General features: G+C 41.2%; 17 protein-coding genes. 8 read left to right on the top strand and 9 right to left on the bottom strand.

Annotated features, from left to right (window positions below):
* Positions 1-136: 136 nt before the first annotated feature.
* Positions 137-1,327 (bottom strand): glycine C-acetyltransferase, encoded by a 1,191-nt coding sequence (locus J7I80_RS22060; protein WP_214741439.1) that lies wholly within the window; start codon positions 1,325-1,327, stop codon positions 137-139.
* Positions 1,328-1,811: 484 nt separating this feature from the next.
* On the opposite strand from J7I80_RS22060, the gene arcA reads away from it, so the two are divergent.
* Entirely contained in the window at positions 1,812-3,044 is a 1,233-nt protein-coding gene (arcA, locus tag J7I80_RS22065; protein WP_214741441.1) for an arginine deiminase, read from the top strand.
* A 58-nt stretch (positions 3,045-3,102) separates the two neighbouring features.
* Here the strand turns inward: arcA and J7I80_RS22070 are convergent, their stop codons facing one another.
* The 3 genes from J7I80_RS22070 to J7I80_RS22080 form a co-directional block, all read right to left on the bottom strand.
* Positions 3,103-3,384 carry an AbrB/MazE/SpoVT family DNA-binding domain-containing protein gene (locus J7I80_RS22070; protein WP_214741443.1) on the bottom strand — a complete coding sequence of 94 codons (282 nt, stop codon included), beginning with the start codon at positions 3,382-3,384 and terminating at the stop codon, positions 3,103-3,105.
* 251 nt (positions 3,385-3,635) lie between these two features.
* Positions 3,636-4,364 (bottom strand): YqcI/YcgG family protein, encoded by a 729-nt coding sequence (locus J7I80_RS22075; RefSeq protein ID WP_214741445.1) that lies wholly within the window; start codon positions 4,362-4,364, stop codon positions 3,636-3,638.
* 109 nt (positions 4,365-4,473) lie between these two features.
* The gene (locus J7I80_RS22080) at positions 4,474-5,877 is read right to left on the bottom strand and encodes an LVIVD repeat-containing protein (protein ID WP_214741447.1); all 1,404 of its coding nucleotides are present in this window, start codon (positions 5,875-5,877) and stop codon (positions 4,474-4,476) included.
* Between the two features lie 302 nt (positions 5,878-6,179).
* Here J7I80_RS22080 and J7I80_RS22085 point away from each other — a divergent pair, with 302 nt between their 5' ends.
* The 5 genes from J7I80_RS22085 (at position 6,180) to J7I80_RS22105 (ending at position 11,224) form a co-directional block, all read left to right on the top strand.
* Positions 6,180-7,733, top strand: coding sequence for an ABC-F family ATP-binding cassette domain-containing protein (locus J7I80_RS22085; RefSeq protein ID WP_192472369.1), 1,554 nt, complete (start codon positions 6,180-6,182; stop codon positions 7,731-7,733).
* Positions 7,734-7,959: 226 nt separating this feature from the next.
* Entirely contained in the window at positions 7,960-8,832 is an 873-nt protein-coding gene (locus J7I80_RS22090) for a putative selenate ABC transporter substrate-binding protein (protein ID WP_214741449.1), read from the top strand.
* 10 nt (positions 8,833-8,842) lie between these two features.
* On the top strand, positions 8,843-9,589 hold the full coding sequence (locus tag J7I80_RS22095) for a phosphonate ABC transporter ATP-binding protein (RefSeq protein ID WP_214741451.1): 747 nt from the start codon (positions 8,843-8,845) through the stop codon (positions 9,587-9,589).
* Between the two features lies 1 nt (position 9,590).
* Entirely contained in the window at positions 9,591-10,391 is an 801-nt protein-coding gene (locus J7I80_RS22100; protein WP_214741453.1) for a PhnE/PtxC family ABC transporter permease, read from the top strand.
* Positions 10,388-11,224: a PhnE/PtxC family ABC transporter permease gene (locus J7I80_RS22105; RefSeq protein WP_214741455.1), complete on the top strand. Its 837-nt coding sequence runs from the start codon at positions 10,388-10,390 to the stop codon at positions 11,222-11,224. Before J7I80_RS22100 ends, J7I80_RS22105 begins: the two co-directional genes overlap by 4 nt.
* Before the next feature lie 29 nt (positions 11,225-11,253).
* Here J7I80_RS22105 and J7I80_RS22110 read toward each other — a convergent pair whose 3' ends face one another.
* Entirely contained in the window at positions 11,254-11,676 is a 423-nt protein-coding gene (locus J7I80_RS22110; RefSeq protein WP_214741457.1) for a hypothetical protein, read from the bottom strand.
* Between the two features lie 183 nt (positions 11,677-11,859).
* Positions 11,860-12,006, bottom strand: coding sequence for a hypothetical protein (locus J7I80_RS22115; RefSeq protein WP_167830874.1), 147 nt, complete (start codon positions 12,004-12,006; stop codon positions 11,860-11,862).
* A 212-nt stretch (positions 12,007-12,218) separates the two neighbouring features.
* On the opposite strand from J7I80_RS22115, the gene J7I80_RS22120 reads away from it, so the two are divergent.
* On the top strand, positions 12,219-13,304 hold the full coding sequence (locus tag J7I80_RS22120; protein ID WP_214741459.1) for an AI-2E family transporter: 1,086 nt from the start codon (positions 12,219-12,221) through the stop codon (positions 13,302-13,304).
* 43 nt (positions 13,305-13,347) lie between these two features.
* Here J7I80_RS22120 and J7I80_RS22125 read toward each other — a convergent pair whose 3' ends face one another.
* Positions 13,348-14,076, bottom strand: coding sequence for an esterase/lipase family protein (locus J7I80_RS22125; protein ID WP_214741461.1), 729 nt, complete (start codon positions 14,074-14,076; stop codon positions 13,348-13,350).
* A gap of 213 nt (positions 14,077-14,289) precedes the next feature.
* Between J7I80_RS22125 and J7I80_RS22130 the strand changes: the two genes are divergently transcribed.
* A complete protein-coding gene (locus tag J7I80_RS22130) occupies positions 14,290-14,793 on the top strand; it encodes a YhcN/YlaJ family sporulation lipoprotein (RefSeq protein WP_214741463.1) in 504 nt (167 codons plus the stop codon).
* A gap of 61 nt (positions 14,794-14,854) precedes the next feature.
* On the opposite strand, the gene J7I80_RS22135 is transcribed toward J7I80_RS22130, so the two are convergent.
* Both J7I80_RS22135 and J7I80_RS22140 read right to left on the bottom strand, forming a co-directional pair.
* Entirely contained in the window at positions 14,855-15,403 is a 549-nt protein-coding gene (locus J7I80_RS22135; protein ID WP_214741465.1) for an HD domain-containing protein, read from the bottom strand.
* Positions 15,404-15,597: 194 nt separating this feature from the next.
* Positions 15,598-19,056, bottom strand: a complete 3,459-nt coding sequence (locus tag J7I80_RS22140) for an SCO7613 C-terminal domain-containing membrane protein (protein WP_214741467.1) — start codon at positions 19,054-19,056, stop codon at positions 15,598-15,600.
* Positions 19,057-19,191 lie beyond the last annotated feature (135 nt).

The raw sequence follows: 19,191 nt of genomic DNA on the forward strand, positions 1-19,191 counted from the left end.
CGAGGAGTTAGGAGCCGCAGCTAGACAAGTGACTCGAGGGGCTAGGCGCTGGAGCTGGACACTAATCTAAGTATAAAAATCGGACTTTATTAAAAGAAAATATAGGCCGGCTTGTCATTCAAACCGGCCTATTCAATTAAATAATTTCTAATTCTTTGCCTACTTTTTCATAAATAGAAATGGCATTGTCTAGCATTTCCTTCGTATGTGCGGCCGAAGGCATATTCCTTACGCGGCCAGTACCACGGGGTACGGTAGGGAATACGATTGACTTAGCGTATACTCCCTCTTCGTACAGCCTTTTGCTGAACTCTTGTGTCTTGACTTCATCCCCTATGATACATGGGGTGATTGGCGTCTCAGAATGGCCAATGTCGAAACCAAGCTTTTGCAGTCCATCCTTGAGATAGTTTGCATTGTCCCATAGACGCTCGTTCAGTTCTGTACTGTCCATCAGGATTTCAATGGCTTTAATGCTGGCTGCAACATCGGCTGGAGTGAGCGAAGTCGAGAAAAGGAATGGACGGCTTCTTACTTTCAGCCAGTCAATTAAATTTTGTTTACCAGCTACATATCCTCCGACTACACCAATAGCCTTTGATAAAGTCCCGATTTGGAAATCGACTTTATCTGAAAGTCCGAAATGCTTAACAGTTCCAGCACCTTCACCCAATACACCTGAACCGTGTGCATCATCAACATATGTAATTAGGTCGAATTCTTCTGCGATTTCAACAATTTCCGGAAGTTTTGCGATGTCACCATCCATAGAGAACACGCCGTCAGTGATCACCATGATTTTATTGTATTGGCCTGACTCTTTCGCTTCTTTCGCTTTTGCGCGAAGGTCTTCCATGTCTGAGTGGTTGAAGCGGATGATTTTTGCTCTGGATAAACGGCACCCATCAATGATTGATGCATGGTTCAATTCATCAGAAAGGATGGCATCATTTTTATCCATAACAGCTGAAATAGCAGCCATATTACACATGAATCCTGATTGGTATGCAATCGCAGCTTCTGTTTTTTTGAATTTCGCCAGAATTTCCTCAAGTTCTATATGCAGCTTGAGTGTACCGTTGATTGTCCGTACTGCACCTGCTCCCACTCCAAATTTGGCAATGGCTTCATCTGCAGTCTTTTTCAATCTCTCATCAGTTGCAAGTCCAAGGTAATTATTAGAGGAAAGATTGATCATTTCCTTACCATTGATTGTTATCACTGGTCCATTAGGGCTTTCAAGCGGGTCGATTACATTATATAAACCCTTCCCTTTTAGATCCTCCAGGTTCTCGTTTAAGAATTGATCCAATGTTTTACTAGACATCGTAAATCCCCTTTCTGCCGTTACATTTGGCATGTCATTATAATGGATACATCTGTCTTTTTGGAGAGGACAATTAATTTGTCACTTTTTCCGTATTTCATGTGTGTTCACAAAATATACTTTATCATATTTATTTTATTTGTACATCTATGAAGGACAGAAAACGCTTTCTTTTTTTACCTGTTTATTTTCCCCTATTTTTCGCCACAATGCATGATATTTTCTGAAACTGCATTCACATTGAAGACAGGTTTCTTATTCAACCTTAACACTGGTTTTAAAAGACGTTTTCTGGACTGTAAGCACCAAACTTTTATTCACGTGACTTTTAAAATTAGGTTTGAAAGTTTATTTGAGGGTATAGAAAAGGGAGCCAGTCTGCAGGCAAGCAGTTTGGCGGGGGCAGTGAAATTTGAGTTCTACATAATAATCACTTCCTCCTTATTTCAAATAGAAATAGATACTGAATATGGAGGCTGCTTTTATGAAATACCCTTTGAATGTAACATCTGAAATTGGCGAGTTAAAATCCGTGGTCCTGCACCGGCCAGGAAAAGAAGTCGAAAACCTTACGCCTAAGTACTTAGAGAGACTTCTTTTTGACGATATACCTTATTTACCCGCAGTCCAGAGAGAACATGATTATTTCGCCGATGTATTAAGAAACCGTGGAGTTGAGGTTCTTTACCTGGAAAAATTAATGGAAGAAGCATTGAATACTGAAGAAATACAACAACAGTTCATACATCAAGTATTGAATGAAAGCAAAAGCAACTTGAATGGCTCAAGGCAAACGGTTGAAGAGTATCTTCATTCACTTTCAACTGATCAAATGATCCAAAAAGTTATGTCTGGTGTACTTAAATCAGAAATCGAGCAGGAGAAAAAGGTTCACTTACATGAGTTGCTCGATGATTACTACCCATTCTTTCTTGATCCAATGCCAAACCTCTATTTTACCAGGGACCCGGCAGCTGTAATTGGAAATGGCATCTCTCTAAACAAGATGTGTGAGGGTGCAAGAAAAAGAGAATCATTGTTCATGGACTTTATTATTAAACACCATCCACGGTTCATCAATCATGATATTCCGCATTGGTATGATCGTGATGAATATTATCCATTAGAAGGCGGAGACGAGCTGGTGCTTAGTCCTGAGGTAATTGCGATCGGGGTTAGTGCAAGAACGTCCGCCCAGGCAATTGAAAAGTTGGCGAAACGAATCTTTACAAGAAACAATACTATAAAAAAAGTAGTTGCAGTTGAGATCCCTAAATTAAGAGCCTATATGCATCTAGATACTGTGTTTACAATGGTGGACCATGAGAAGTTTACGATCCATCACGGGATTGAAGGACCTAATGGAAATATGAAAATCTATATCCTTGAAAAAGGCATTGATCCTGACAAGCTCAACATTTCGGCACGCTCCAATTTAACTGAAACACTGAAGGAAGTCCTGGGCCTGCAGGAGCTCGTATTAATTCCATGCGGAGGAGGACATGAAATCGCAGCGGCCCGTGAGCAGTGGAACGACGGCTCCAATACACTGGCTATTGCCCCAGGTGTAGTTGTCACCTATGACAGAAATTACGTCTCAAATGACTTGTTGCGCAAAAATGGTGTGGAAGTTATTGAGATTCCAAGCTCTGAGCTATCAAGAGGACGCGGGGGCCCGCGCTGCATGAGCATGCCGATTTATCGAAAAGATGTATAATAATATGAAGATAGAAAAGGCAGTCCTCATTCATTTGAGGACTGCCTTTAGGCTGTTTCTAGGTGGTTGCCAGATAGCTTTGCAGTTCTTTGATCAATTGCTCAGCCCCTTCTTTGCTTAAGACGATTCTTCCTTCTGCCAGTGACATATTATCATTGCTGATTGTACCGGTTATGAGGCAAGTCAGATCTGGCTGGTATTTCTTCAGGATTATCATATCCTCATCAACAAATATTTCGAGCGGATCACTTTCCCCGATACTCAGTTTTTTCCTGAGTTCCATCGGTATGACCACCCTGCCAAGTTGATCTGTTTTCCTCACAATTCCAGTAGCCTTCATAAAGCATCCTTCCCTTCTAAAAAAGTATGGGATGTGGATGTCAGTTCTTCGAATAAATTCTAGCCCAATACAATTATAGCAAAACAAGTCATAATTTTACATTATGAATGTGTCATTTTAAGCAATCAGTGTTTGACCGTTACTAGAACCTATAAAGCTTCATCTAAGCATCAAAGTAGATTTAATAATCGATTTAAGACGATTGCAACACAAAAGGGCTAAATTCTAAAATTAGAATTTAGCCCCTAGTCTTATTTATGATGAAAAGGACATTTGCCTTCTATTGGTTTGCTATCGTCTCCAATAAAATACATTTTCCATTCTCGATGATCCGGGTCGCCATAATGGCTTACATTAGGGTGCTTTGGCAGGTTGTCCCATTTCTCAACGCGCTCCCTTACCTTTTCCCGTGACATAATTCCGCCCTTTGACGTTCCTTCAAGTCCCTCGAAAATCCGACGCGGCTGAAAACCAAGAACGAGACTATTGCCCAAGTCCCTAGTTTTCCGCTGTTTATAGGCCGGTGCATTTCCGAAAGCAAAAAATGGTTCGCCTGCAAACGAAAATGCCCATAAATGATGATCTGGATCTTTTGGATAATCAGCAGGCCATGGCTGCGTATCCTTTTCATGCAGGAACTGAAGCACATTCCAGAAGTATTCACGATAGTATTCAATTGTTTTTTCTTCCATTTCAGGTTCCACGAATACAAATAATCCATGTCTTATAAGTGGCTTGGCATCATCAAACAATGCAATGAATTCTTCAATAGCGCCGGGTAATTGATCCCAATTGTCCCGGCTTATATATGAATAACGGAGTTCTCCTTTTTTCTCGGCAGTCATTCCAAAGTAGCAAGGAAACTCTCGATTTGTGACAACATCCCGGAAATTCTTATATTCTTTTATCACCCATTCAGGTACAAGGTCTGGATTGACCATATCTTCCTTAGTAAACAAATAACTATTGGTAACTGCCATATTTTACACCTCAATTTAGTTAGTCAGTTACCATTTACCCTGTCTCTATGGTCCTAAACTTTATAATGAAAAAGTAAAAACACGCATTTCTGCGTGCTTTACTCTATCTTTATCTTACTCCCTGGCTCTGTGGTGCGGAGGAACTATTATTCTTCAATAAAACCTTTAATCCTGACCCGATATCAGATGCAAGAATATAATTCCTATCGACAAACACTCCCCAAACATCACTTCTTTCAGGAACATATTGACCTACTTGAACCGGTTTTGCTGGATCAGTAATATCTACTGCATATACTCCCCCTGCATAGTGGGACAAGTACAATGTGTTTCCATGGACTTTAGGGTCGTGGACTGTATTTGCGAAAGTAACACGATCCTCGACGTTATCAACCAAGTCGGTCTTGAACTCACTTAGCAATTTAGGATTTGTTTTATCCTTAATATCGAAGATCCTTGTGTAGCCATAGGATTGTTCATAACCTTCTTTCGTTGGGTTATAGACTTCCCTTGTCTCAATCAGTACATTTCCTCCTTTGGCAAGGGTCGCCGAATGCGCGGATCCCTGCTGGTCAGAACCGAAATCTGTACGTCCTAGATATTGAGGGTTTTCGGGACTGCTGATATCAAAAATGACTGTTCCCAGATCCCACATTGAGACATAGGCATACTTTCCGGTTTCATCTATCATCGTGCTGTGGTTGAATACTGGACGAATTTTTCCATCAGGAGAACTCCAATGGTATCCGTTAAAATCGTCCGGAATTTCCTCAAGCATTCTTGGGTCGAACTCCCATAGTTTTTGAGGGTTTGCAGGGTCGCTGACATCGACAACCTGAAAGTCCTTCTCCTCCCCATGGCTATAATAGTCTGCATAAGGATTGGCAGCAAGTACAATTGCACGGTTCCCCTGCATCGTTAAGTATAATTCGTGTGTACCGTTAGTCTTTTTCGTAACTTCATAGAATCCAAGCTTTTTGGGTTCTGAAGGATTTGTAACATCATAAAGCAAGAATCCGCCTTTTGAGTCAGGGTTATTACGGCTAAGCTGCTGTACGCTCACCACTGCAAGGTCTCCTTTAAACGATGGAGTGTTGACGCTTTTTACGATTACTTTTTCCTGCCAGGTTCCAGGGATATCATTATTGGCAAACACAGCAACCTCTTCAGGGTTTGACGGATCCTTCATATCAAATACCCTTACCCCGCCATTTCCGCCATTTCTTGTATGAGTTCCAAGATAGGCATAACCTTTATGCGCATAGACATCTGCAAAGCTGTTTTGCTTTCCGTCAGCCCTTACCGTCTCCATTTCAGGAGCTGCTGCTTCATGTAAAAATTGAAGGTTTTTGCTGCCCTCCATTACCGGGACAGAAACGTTGCTATAACCAGCCCTCTCTCCTTTTTCAATATTAACATCACCAAGTTCGTCGTGGGCAAGGACATTGAATGGAATTGAAGAGACCGTCAAGGCACCAACCAGAATCAGACTAGATAACAACCGTTTTTTCATTATATAAAACCTCCTTCTATGTATTGAATAACAATATAGCAGAGGTGGAAACTCGTCTTCAATTAATAGACTGTATTTTTTGTAAATTCAGTTAATTTATCCTAATAAAGGAATTTTCTGCTAAGTCTATGGTTGTTGTTTCGGGAACCGAATTAGGTAATATGCCACAAAGCTGGCAGGAACAGTTTCCATATCTTCCAGCCTAGAAAACGCTGGTCGAAATCCAGAGATTTTAGTATGATTAAGAAATGTGATTGTAAAATATTTGTTCTCTTAAAATAGATTAAAGCGAGGATTTTATCATGAGTTTATTGAATGTAGAAAATTTAAGCCACACATTTGGGGATCGTACCCTTTTTAAGGATGTTTCTTTTCGTTTGCTGGCAGAAGACCACGTTGGTCTTGTAGGAGCGAACGGTGTCGGAAAGTCGACCTTGATGAATATCATTACCGGGCAATTGATACACGATTCCGGTAAAGTCGAATGGACTCCAGGTGTTGAGTATGGATATCTTGACCAGCATACAGTTTTGACACCCGGAAAAACAATCCGCGATGTATTGCGTGATGCGTTTCTTCCTCTTTTTAAGAAAGAAGAAGAACTGAATGAAGTCACAGCAAAAATGGCGGACGCAACACCTGAGGAGCTCGAAAAGCTACTTGAACAAATGGCCGAAATCCAGGATGCCTTAGATGCAGGGGGTTTCTATTCCCTTGATATGGAGGTCGAAGAAGCTGCGAGGGGTCTTGGTTTGGATGCAATCGGTATAGACCGCGATGTTTCTGCTTTGAGCGGCGGTCAGCGCACAAAAGTCCTGCTTGCAAAGCTTTTGCTTGAAAAACCAAAGGTTCTCCTGCTTGATGAGCCGACCAACTACCTTGATGTCGAGCATATACAGTGGCTCACAAAATACCTGAAGGATTACCCTTATGCTTTTATCCTGATTTCACATGACACTGAATTCATGAACCCGGTTTCAAATGTTATTTTCCAGCTGGAATTTTCAAAGCTGACGCGCTATACTGCTACCTATGAAAAATTCCTGGAATTAGCTGAGATCAACAAGAATCAGCATATTAACGCCTATGAAAAACAGCAGGAATTCATCAAGAAACAAGAAGATTTCATTGCCAAAAATAAGGCGCGCTATTCGACAACAGGACGGGCAAAGAGCCGACAAAAGCAGCTTGACCGTATGGAACGGATTGACAGACCTGAAACAGCCGTCAAACCTACTTTTGAGTTCAAGGAATCACGCGCAAGCAGCCGTTATGTTTTTGAAGGCACCGACTTTGAAATTGGATATACTCACCCGCTTCTCCCGAAATTGTCAGTTACGATCGAGCGCGGTGAAAAGATTGCGATTGTCGGAATGAATGGTGTCGGTAAATCGACCTTGTTGAAAACGATGCTTGGAAAAATCCCAGCATTGAGCGGAAAAATTGAACGCGGCGACTTCCTCTACCCTTCCTACTTTGAACAGGAAGTGAAAGCAGGAAGCATCACGCCGATTGAAGATGTCTGGAGCGAATTCCCGGGCATGGATCAGCATCAAGTACGCGCGGCATTGGCACGTGGCGGCCTGAAGAATGAACATATATCACGTCCGTTGAACCAGCTTAGCGGCGGAGAGCAGGCAAAAGTTCGCCTGACAAAATTGCAGATGCACGAGAGCAACTGGCTGCTGTTCGACGAGCCTACCAACCACCTTGACATTTCTGCAAAAGCAGAATTAAAACGAGCATTGAAGGCTTATAAAGGGACGATAGTCCTCGTCAGCCACGAACCAGACTTCTACGAAGATTGGGTAACAAAAGTCTGGAATGTGGAAGAATGGGCGGAAAAGGCGAAATAGAAACATTAGGAACCTGATGGAGTTGCCCCGTCAGGTTTCTTTTTACTAAAGTGCTAAATGGCTCTGTTAAAAACCGTCTTTACTTAATATTAACCATGCTTGGACACCGAATAATCCCCCCTTCCATAATATTCATATTAAATTTCATCAAAATGTATTGAGTTATTCTCTTGTTATTGATAAATTTTATAGGATGCATAAAATTTATTTATAAAGGTGATAACAAATGAAAAAATGGCTAACATTATTAAGCTTATTGATGCTCTTTACCCTTGCGGCTTGTTCTGACAATGGTACAGACGATGGACAAAAGGACACAAAAAAAGAAACGATAAAAATTGGGGCGATTCCTGACCAGAATGCAGCAGACTTGAACAGGAGCATGGAGGATTTTGCGAAGGACTTAGAAGAGAAGACAGGATTAAATGTGGAGTATGTCCCTTCTGTGGATTATTCAGCGCTTGTCACTGCCTTTGAACGCGGCGAAATCCAGCTGGCCTGGTTTGGGGGCCTTACTGGTGTACAGGCCAGAAACTTAGTTCCTGAAGCTGAAGCATTTGCACAGAGACCAATTGATGAAAAGTTTAAATCCGTATTTATTGCCAATAGCGATGTTAAGATTGATAAGTTAGAAGATTTAAAAGGAAAGTCATTTACTTTTGGCAGTGAAAGTTCGACTTCCGGTCATTTAATGCCGCGCTACTTTATGATGGAAGCTGGCCTAGACCCGGATCAGGATCTTGATGGAAAACCTAACTACTCCGGTTCACATGATAAAACTTATAAACTAGTGGAATCAGGTTCGTTTCAGACTGGTGCATTAAATATTTCTGTATGGGAAGCAGCTGTTAAAGAAGGAAAAGTAGATGAATCAAAGGTAAAAGTATTTTATACAACGCCTGAATACTATGACTACAACTGGACATTAAACAAGGTTGATGCAGACACCAAAGCCAAAATCAAAGAAGCAATTCTTTCCATGACTTCAGAGGATAATGAAATCATGGCGTTATTGCAGACTGATAAATTTATAGAAACGAAGAATGAAAATTATGAAGCAATAGAAAAGGTCGCAAAGCAACTCCAGATCATCAAGTAGGTGGATTTTCATGCAGGAAGCAATAAGCCTTAAGCAAATATCAAAAATCTATGAGCGGAAGATAGCATTATCTTCCCTCTCTTTTACTGTTAACAAAGGAGAATTAGTTGCCCTTATTGGTCCAAGCGGAGCAGGCAAAACTACATTGCTGAACTTGCTGTCAGCCATTCTTCCACCAAGCCAGGGTGAAATCCTTATAGACGGCCACCCTCTCTCTGAGCTAATGGATCATAAGAAGAGAGCAAAAAAAATCGGTATCATCCGCCAACAGTTTGACCTTGTGGGAGAGCTTCCGGTCATCCATAATGTTCTTGCTGGCAGGCTTTCTGAATGGGGCCTTATTAAATCTATCCTATCCATGCTGATCCCACAGGATAAGGAATATGCTGCCCAGGCACTCAGACGGGTAGGGTTGACAGATAAATTGTATGAAAAAACTTCTTCCCTCTCAGGCGGAGAACAACAACGAGTAGCGCTTGCAAGGCTTCTTGTCCAAAGTCCTGAAATCGTCCTAGCCGATGAACCGGTTGCCTCCCTGGACCCAGCGCGTGCCGAAGACGTCCTGGAATTATTAGTAAAAATCGCTTTAGAGGAAAAGCAAACACTAATCGCAAGCCTTCATTCAGTAGAATATGCAAGGAAATACTTCGATAGGTTGATAGCCCTTAAAGATGGTGAGATCTTCTTTGACCTCCCCGCTTCTTCCGTAACTGATGACCAGATCAAGAACCTTTACAGACTAAAGGAGATCTCTTGATATGGATAAAAGATGGTTGAGCTTTGAGCTTCATAAACGGAAAATTTTAACACTGCTCCTATCGTTGGTGTTTATCATGAGCTTATTCTCTGTTGAATGGAATAGCGAATTGATTCATAGCAAGGGGTTAGAAACAGCCAAACAAATTGCGGCAGCATTTTTCACGCCTGAATTATCAGGTGACATCCTTATTCTGGCCATGGAGTCAAGCTGGACTACTCTTTCTTATGCTTCGGCCGGCATGAGCCTTGCGATTATCATTGCTTTTTTCTATGGAATTCTCGCCTCAGGAATTGTGGTATCAGAAGGTAACATCAAAAGGTATATTCGGCCTTTTTTCAGAGGCCAGCTTGGCTTCATGAGAGCTATTCATGAACTCGTTTGGGCCTGGTTATTCGTCGCCTCGATCGGCCTCTCTCCTTTTGCCGCGATTTTTGCACTGGCTATCCCCTACGGCGGCATCCTTGGAAGAATTTTTGCAGATATGCTAGAGGATATATCACAGGAACCCATTAAAGCATTGGAAGCAGCAGGAGCTTCAAAACTGCAGGCTTTATGGTATGGCTACTTGCCGTTGGTAAGAGCGAACATTACGAGTTATGCGATGTACCGGTTTGAATGCGCAGTCCGTTCGTCCGCCATCATGAGTTTTGTCGGTATCGGCGGCCTGGGGTATCAAATTCAGTTGAGTCTAGATGACCTTCACTATGATGAAGTTTGGACTTTCGTATACTTTTTAATCGCCCTAGTCATCGTGATTGATCTCTGGAGCAATCAATTAAGAAAGAGGCTGGTACAATGAAGAAATATAAACTTAGCTTTGTGACAGCTTCCGTCTATGCTTTATTGCTACTTATGGTTGGCTCGTGGGTTTCGATCTTTATTGTTGAAAAAGCAAGCTTGACCTTACTTTTTACAGAAAAGAATCTTTTTTACGCTAGCAAATTCTTTAAAGGGCTTTTGGGTATCGATGAAGAAAGTCCAGCCTATCTTCATGCTGAAAACTGGAAAAACGCACTCAATCTTACATTCGAAACTTTGATGATGAGTGTGATGGCAACTGGCTTCGCCACAATTGCCGCATTCCTGACAGTTGTACCAGCAGCAAGGAATGTTGCAGACGGGTCCCTCACGCTGGTTAAGAAATGGCATGGTTGGCTTTCATTTGGTATTGTTCGCGGAGGGTATATCTTTTCTCGGGCAGTTCCGGAGCTTGTTTGGGCAATGATCATCATCTTCATCTTTAAACCTGGAGTATTGCCGGGTGCAATCGCACTTGCTCTTCATAATTTCGGGATTCTCGGAAAGCTTTTTGCAGAGGTTATAGAAGATTTAGACTCAAGACCGGTTCGGAATCTTTCTTCATCCGGGGCAGGACGTTTTCAGCTTTTTTTATATGGTGTACTCCCAGCCGCTCTCCCTCGATACTTGACGTATATACTTTACCGTTGGGAAGTCATCATGCGGACGACGATTGTCGTAGGGTTTGTTGGCGCAGGCGGGCTAGGACAGCAATTCAAGCTGAGCATGAGTTTTTTCCATTACACAGACATAACTCTTTTGCTATTTTTCTATCTTGCCCTGGTATTTGCCGCTGACTACATTTCAGAAAAAGCGAGAATTTTCATAAAATAAATCCGGCCTGGATGTGGCCGGATTTTACTTTATAATATATCAATCTTGTCCAGTCCATTTTCCAGGAAGTATTTTTCATAACGAGCCTTCAGCTGGAAAAGCCGATTTATTTTTTGTTCTATAGAAGCATTGATGCTGACTTCGCGCTTCAAATCAATTGTTGCGAGCTTATGGGTTAGCTGGTCCCAAAATACGTCTTCCTCGTATTCATCTATAATCGCTTCAACTGTATTTTTAAGGTCCTCGGAAAGGTAATAATACTCTTCTTCCTTGTCATAGTAGATCCCGTCACCAGCTTCAAAGTCCCTTGCGAGCGAAAAAATGTATTGTTCAAGATCCTCCGCTTTACTCACCAGTTCCTTATTGGCTTCCGTCAACCCAAGCGGCCAATTTCCAAGCTGCATTAATTTCACGAGTGTTAAATATTGTTCTTTCGAAAGGTCAATTTTCATATATAACCCCTCCCCTTTCATATGCTTGTTTCATATATATGAAAGAAAGATGGCCAGCTTTCCTAAATATAACTTCAATTAAGACCTTTTTGTTAACCAGCCTTTTATACTATCTGGATTTTATGCTCCCCAAAATAAAAACGGCAAGCCGCTGTTCAGGGGCTCGCCGGAATCTATTTGAACCTAGTTGCTGATATTGATTGCTTCACCTAAAAGCTGAATATCTTTATAAATCTCATTTTTCAGTTCCTTATCCTCGCATTGTGCGTACTCATCGAATAAACGGCCAAGTTCCTTTATAAATAACAGATGTTCTTCGACTGCAACCATACAGAGACCCCTTTACACAGAAGATGACCAGTGGCTAATGCTGCAATTCTATTTCTGCTGACCAGAATATTTACCCGTTAAAACTTATATCAAACTACCAATTTTTATAATTATATGAAGGTACTGTCCACTATATGACAACCAGTTTGTTTAGTGGCCAATCCATTAAGGTATGTATTAAAAAGAGACATAAATATTCAGGGGGTAACCATATGTGGATTCAACGACCTTTTTTTAAATACGCAACAGCAACGATCCTGCTGCTGCTTATCATTTTACTCTTTGGGAAGATAGACTACTTCCTTTGGCCGCTGCAAAACTTTATTGTTGCCATTTTCTTTCCTGTTCTGATTTCTGGCCTCATATATTATATTTTGCGGAAGCCAGTTGAATGGCTTGACCGATTCATGCCAAAGATTGCAAGTATATTGATTGTATTCATCTTAGTAGCTGGGTTATTCACAGGATTTATTTATTTTGCGGGATCTCTATTAGGAGGACAGGTCAGTGACTTTACTGAAAATTTCCCACAAAAGGTAGAGGAAATTACGGAAGAATCGAAAAATGTCATCAATGATAATCAGCTTGGTTTTATTAATGCAGAGGATATCAAGCAAAGGGCACTAAACTATCTAAGCAGGGTTTCACAAAACCTGGGGGAAAATATTATGACAGTATTTTCCGTTATTACGAGTATCGCGACAGTACTCGTTGTTGTCCCGTTTCTTGCATTTTTCTTTCTGAAAGATGATGAAAAATTAAGGCCTTATATTATGAAGCTAATTCCTGATGAACATGAGCAGGAAGGCAATAGAATCTTGAAGGATATAGATAAAACACTGTTCACATATGTAACAGGCCAATTCATCATTGCCCTTGTCGATGGAACGCTTATGTATATTGGTTACAAGATTATTGGACTTGATTACGCTCTTATTTTAGCTATTTTCACGATGTTTTTGACTGTGGTTCCTTTTCTGGGACCGATTATTGGTGTCATTCCAGCGTTGTTTGTAGCTCTCACAAGCAGTCCAATGATGATGCTGAAGGTACTGGTTGTCCTCTTAATCGTGCAGCAGCTTGAAGGGAATCTTGTCACTCCTCAGGTGATGGGGAAAAAGCTCAGCATCCATCCGATTACCGTTATCCTTCTGTTAATTGCGGCAGGATCCTTGTATGGTTTCATAGGAATTCTAATCGCCATACCACTTTATTCAGTTGTAAAAATCGTCATAAAGGATGTTTGGAAATTTTACAAACTTAGGGAAAAGAAGAACTTTATCAACCCTGATTCATAAACGCATCACAAAAGGCCAGCATCGAAGCTGGCCTTTTGTCTGCTTAATTTGTATTCTGTCCCCCATCTTCCAAGCCATCAAGGATCAGAGGTCTTACTGTTGAATCAGTCAACAAACCGCTATGGCTTACACCACTAATTTCAATATTTTCTGCCCCCTCTATGATTGAACTCGTGTAAGGATTAATGACTGTATCAGCACTGCTATATATTGATGTGTATTGAATGGCCGCTGACGTGTCACTGCCATTCGGTGTTTCATCAACACTGTTTAAGTCGTTCAGGAAAGCACTTCCAGGAACCATTTCTCTTGCTCCTTCTGTCCACAACCCGAAATATGAAGAATTCGTTCCGTGATGAGGGGAACCTAATGTGACTACATCATCGACATTTTGAGAACCTTCCAGGTATTTTACATAGTATCGAGTACTTAGTCCGCCCATACTATGTGCAACTATATCTACTTTTGATGCTTTTGTCTGGCGCAAGACGTTTTTCACGAATGATTGCAGTTCGTACGCATTGTCTACACTGCTTCCTATAGTATCTGAATATTGAATGGCATACAGGTAATCGGATGGCCATCCCTTGCTGATAAGCCATTCTTTCATGTTATCAAAACTGGATGCTGAACCTGTAAAACCGTGGACAAAAACGATCGGGTCCTTCTCAGAAGCAACAGGCACTTTCTTAGCCGCTTCGGCTGTTGAAAAGATAGAAAGAATGAAAACAATTGTCACAGCGATACTCACTAAACTCCTGGTCTTTTTCATTGATAACCTCCTAAGATTTTATTCTATAAATCTTATGGCGGCGCTTTCATAAAATTCCTGCATCTTGTTTTTATCCGTATTCCCTTGTATTCCATTACACACTCGGCCATAAAATAAGACTCTTTACTCACTTTATTAAGTTGGGAAATTCTGAATAAAATTCCTTCCGTTTGGACATTCTATTTGCGATTCAAAAAAGAGGAGGATTTGCCAATGAAACGAATTAGCGTACAGATGCTTATCCTGATTATGACCGTCCTTTTGTTCACTGGGTGCAATACATATACGGATGAGGGAGCAGAAACTTATCAGATAAATAATGATGGTGCACAAATCCAGAGGATCAACCAGGAGTACACCTCCAATTCATATAATCAAACATACAGGATGCATGTGGATGAAAATGCGGAGGGACAAGTAGAAATGCTTAATGGTGTTCAAAACGCAACTGTCATCACTGTGCAGCGAAAAGCTTATGTGGCTATAGTTCTCGAAAACGGCGATACAAAGGCTATTCCGGGTGATTTAGAAAATAAAATTTCTCAACAGATTAAAATCGCCGATGAGTCAATTGCTGATGTTTATGTATCATCCAATGCGGATTTTGTTGTTGATATGACAGACTATAGGGAGCAGCTTCAGACCGGAAGACCAATCGTGGGGCTTACTGACGACTTTAATGCGACAATAGAAAGAATTTTCCCAGGCAACCGTTAAATAAACAGCAAGGGTCGCAAATGAGCAAGGGCATCGGGTCAAACCCGATGCCCTTTTATATTTAAGAAGGCAATTGTGTTCCTCCCCCACTCTCACCATTATTAAGCACTTCATCAATCATTTTATCAAGCCTGATAATGCTTTGTTTTGCCCGTTCAGCGTCTATTTTCCTGTAGTGGTGGTTTCCTCCTTCTTCTTCGTCTTTCTCATCTGCCCATTTCACTACCTGCTGAAGCGGAGTACGGACAATATCATTTGAAGGCAAAAAGGAGTCTGTGTGGAAAAGAATTGCAAGTGAAGTGGCTTTCGCCTGCACGGGGTTTTCACCCAATCGGATCAAGAGTTTATGCGCTCTCTCTGCTCCCTTAATTGGATGGATATCATTTTTACGGTAGAGCTCATAGTCCCATTTGCCGTTCCTGTACCAGGTGAAATGGCCGATATCATGCAGAAAACCGGCTTTTGCGGCAATATCAACGTCTACATTATGCTCCCTTGCAAGATGGAATGCGTGGTACGCCACAGCAATAGCATGGGCCATACCAGAACGCTTCAGATATTTCTGGGCAATATGGTGTTCAAATATGTTTAAAAGAGTTACATCCCTCATTTACAACCTCCTTAGCTGAGGTGATACCCTCATTTTTATGAATGTTAACAGAAATCATACAGAAATGCACTTTTTTCCTTTCTAACTTAAACCATACTGATTGATAAAATCTATATTAGAAAGCAGCAAAAGTTGCGAATAGTGCCTTACAAATAGACAAAGCTGGCAAAAGATCAATCCTTTGCCAGCTTTAATCAATTCCAGTTTTTCAATTTCAACAGTAGGTTTTCTTTCAACTTTATAAGGAAGGTTTGCTCCCCTTTGGTTCCTTTTTGTTTATTCCATTCAATGAAGCTGGCAACACTTATCAGGATTGATCCGGCAATCAATAAGTAACCCCACCATGGCAGATTTCCCCAGAAGGGTCTCGTCTGCATGACCATATTAAGGAGCAAGACGCCTGCTCCAACGAAGAAATAGGCTTTTACCCTCAGCCACATTCCTGCCAGCATGGAAATAAGCGACAGTGATCCAAGAATCAAGGCATCATAAACCGTATTGCTGTCCAGGCCATCCTGAATAAGCAAGAGTGAGACCAAAATCAATACTGCCCATTGAATATAGCTGGTGATTTGATTGCTTCTCTCTTTGAAAATAGACCGTGAAAATATCGCAAGAGCCACGAACGGAAGTACGTATACCTCCCTTTCCAATAAGGCAGGGATTGTAAGCTGCTCTATGGCTGCATAATAAGGAACCAGCAGGTACGCACCTGCGATAAAGAGAAGGACACTTACTCCTCTGCCATGAACCCTGCTCCTCTGCAGCCATAACCCTGCAGATATAAGGAGTCCATGGATAATGAGCGCCCAGAAGGTTTCGCCATTCATTAGTGCCACGGAAACAATGAACAAGAAGCCGGCTAATGAATAAGCATCCAGGCTTTGCAGTCCAAAAACTCCCCCCTTTTCCCAGAGATTCTTATAATTCCTTCTCCCTGAAAAAATAAGCAAAATTCCAGATCCTGAAAGAATGGCCAGATCCCAATAAACGTGAAGCTGTGCCAGGAACATGATTTGGATTGTGCCGTAAAAGATCATCAATAACGGGATCATTGCAGCTAAATCCCATTTCACTCTATGGAGCAAAACCAATATCGCTGCTGCATAACCAATTGTTATTCCGAACAGCAGCCAGCTGTAGGGATATGCTGAAAGGAAGCTCGCTACTCCTAACAACGAAATTGGAACTAGGTAAAATAAAGTTCTTTGTTTGTAATTTGTCGATGACAAAACCCAGAATACAGTCAACAAAATACTTGTCATCAAAAAGGCATAGTGGCCAGAATCTGTACCTGTAAAATAACTGATACCTGTCTTGATCGCTAAGAACAACGTTGTGTATGCTGCGTATAATAGCGTTTTTACTTTCCATTCTCTTTTTACAAAGAAAATGCTTGCCGCATAAACTCCAGTGGCAATCACATAGCTTAAAATCGCTTCTTCGCCATAAAGGATGAATTCAATGGCCATTATTGGAGCGAGGTAGACATGGGCTATCCATGAATAAGCAACTGCCAGCCCTCTCTGCTTTTGAAAAAGTAAAGCAGCTGCTCCCAACAATAACCATCCGCCGCAAGGGATGAGTAAAGACTCTACTGCGGCACTAAAATCCAATATTTCTTCATTAATTGAGGCGATTGATATCAGGTACCAGACAAGGCTGACTACACCGGATATTAAGGCGGCCATTGACTCTCTTGTCGCTTTATAAAGCGAAAGAGACATCAGGATTCCGCCAAACCAAATTAGCGATTCTCCGTAGATATTTGATATAGGAAATACAAATGTGTAAAAGAGGCTTGCTGCATAGAAACCATTGCCAATGAAAAAAGCATTTCGCGAAAGAGTGATTTCCTTTGTTTTGCGAAGGCCAACACTGACAACCAGTAAAAGAATACCCGCAAGCGCTAAATTTCCTGGGATACCGAGCAAATCGTTATAAAAGCTGGAATGGAGCCGTATCTCCTCACCGATTGAAGCGGCTGACAAGCCCAGAGCGGTAGGCATTGCCCATTGAGCCATTAGCAGCAAAAACGGTCTGTTTTCGATTTCCATCATGACATACAAAGCATAGCCAGTCAGGGAGAACATCAGTGCCAGCTCCCACCAGTCGAACATCGAAAAAGTAACAAGAATCATGAAAAGCATGATCATCATTCCGACATCCCGCGAGCTTTTTTTAATGGCTTGTAGATAATTCATCTTGACCAGCCAGCCTGCAAGAATGAAGAGAATGAATCCAATGAAATAAATTGGCAAAACAAGATTTTCGAAACCGAAATATTTTCCAATCTGCAAGATTGCTTCAAACATGGCGGCTGCAAGAAAAACCGGACTTAAATATTTAAAAATGATATTTTCATTGGTATTCGCAAGATAAATGAAGTTAGCTGAAATGATCAGGTAAGCTGCCATAAGAATAAAAGATGGATTTTCTGTATGAATCATCATCCCTTCAGCTGTTATGAACAAAAAAGCAAGACCTGATACAACAGCACTAGTAACTTGGAAAGCCCTTTTTAAGGCGTATTTATTATCCAGGAACCTTGGTATGAACAGAAACACGAACCCAAGAAGTGCATAACCTATTACGCTTACCTCTGTAAATCGCCAATTTTCAAGAATTTGATATGCACCATAAATGAACATGGCACTGAAAACAAAATGATACTCTTTATGCCCATTCACGAAAATCATCGACAGATATACAACAGCAGTCAATATCAAATTGAAGCCATTGGAAACATGATTTTCATAAGTGAAAAGCATTAATAAGGTAGACAGGACCAAGTTTGCCTGAGAATAATGAGCAAGTTCCTTTGTGAACAACGGCAGCTTAGCTTTCTTTTTAAGCTGGTGGTAGGCTGCAATCAGAAGTGTATTGAATAAAATCAAACCAAGGTAAAATCCGTCTGTCTCCAATCCAATCGCCCTCAGCAGGTATGCTGCTGCAATGGTTGTCGCAATTAAGGTAAACCACACAAATAACCTTGATGATAGCTTTTTGGCCAGAAACGCATAAATCGGGATTAAAATACAACTGCTAATTGTTCCTAAGATGAACCTCCCTCCACCATAGAACGATAAATAAGAGCCTAGCAATTCAAACCAGCCTAGTGATAAGGTGAAAATTGGCAGGAAAAGGCTGCCAAGGACGACGAACGCAAAGGCGGTCTTCTCGATTTTTATGATCTTGTAGCTCGTATAGGCAATTCCGTAAAATAAAGCCGAAACAAGTGCGATTAACCCAGCCTTCATCCACGGAGTCATACTTTCCCAGTTGCTTGTCGCTACGTACAATCCGCCTATTAATAGCATGATCACCCCAATATTCAATGACCAGGAAATATTCCGTTCACGAATCTCTTCTGCTGTTTTCTTTGGCCTGACCTTTGCTGGGCGCGCTTTGGGTTGTTCCTTCCTCGCAATAGTTGCTGGAGGTTGGACTTCAAAGGCTGTGGAATCATCCTTTCTGTTCCTGGCGGCCAACTCTTTTTCCTGCCGTTCTTGTGCCAGCAAATCCAGGAAAAATTGATTATGGGCTTCTGATACACTTTTATATTCCTCCGCTGAAACATAGCCTAATTCTTTTAAATTATAAAGCTCATTTCGGAAAATCCTGCGTCTTTCTTCTTTAGGAGCATGTTCCATTTTTATCCCCCTATCCCTCATTAATCCAATACGGTTCGTTTAGTGTAATTTTACACCTTTTATAAATTAATTCAACATTCAAATTAAAAAATGCACAAGTGATTTTTCGACAATTTCTATTCCAACATTGCGGGT

The sequence above is a fragment of the Bacillus sp. ISL-41 genome (assembly GCF_018613235.1).
Lineage (GTDB): Bacteria > Bacillota > Bacilli > Bacillales > Cytobacillaceae > Mesobacillus.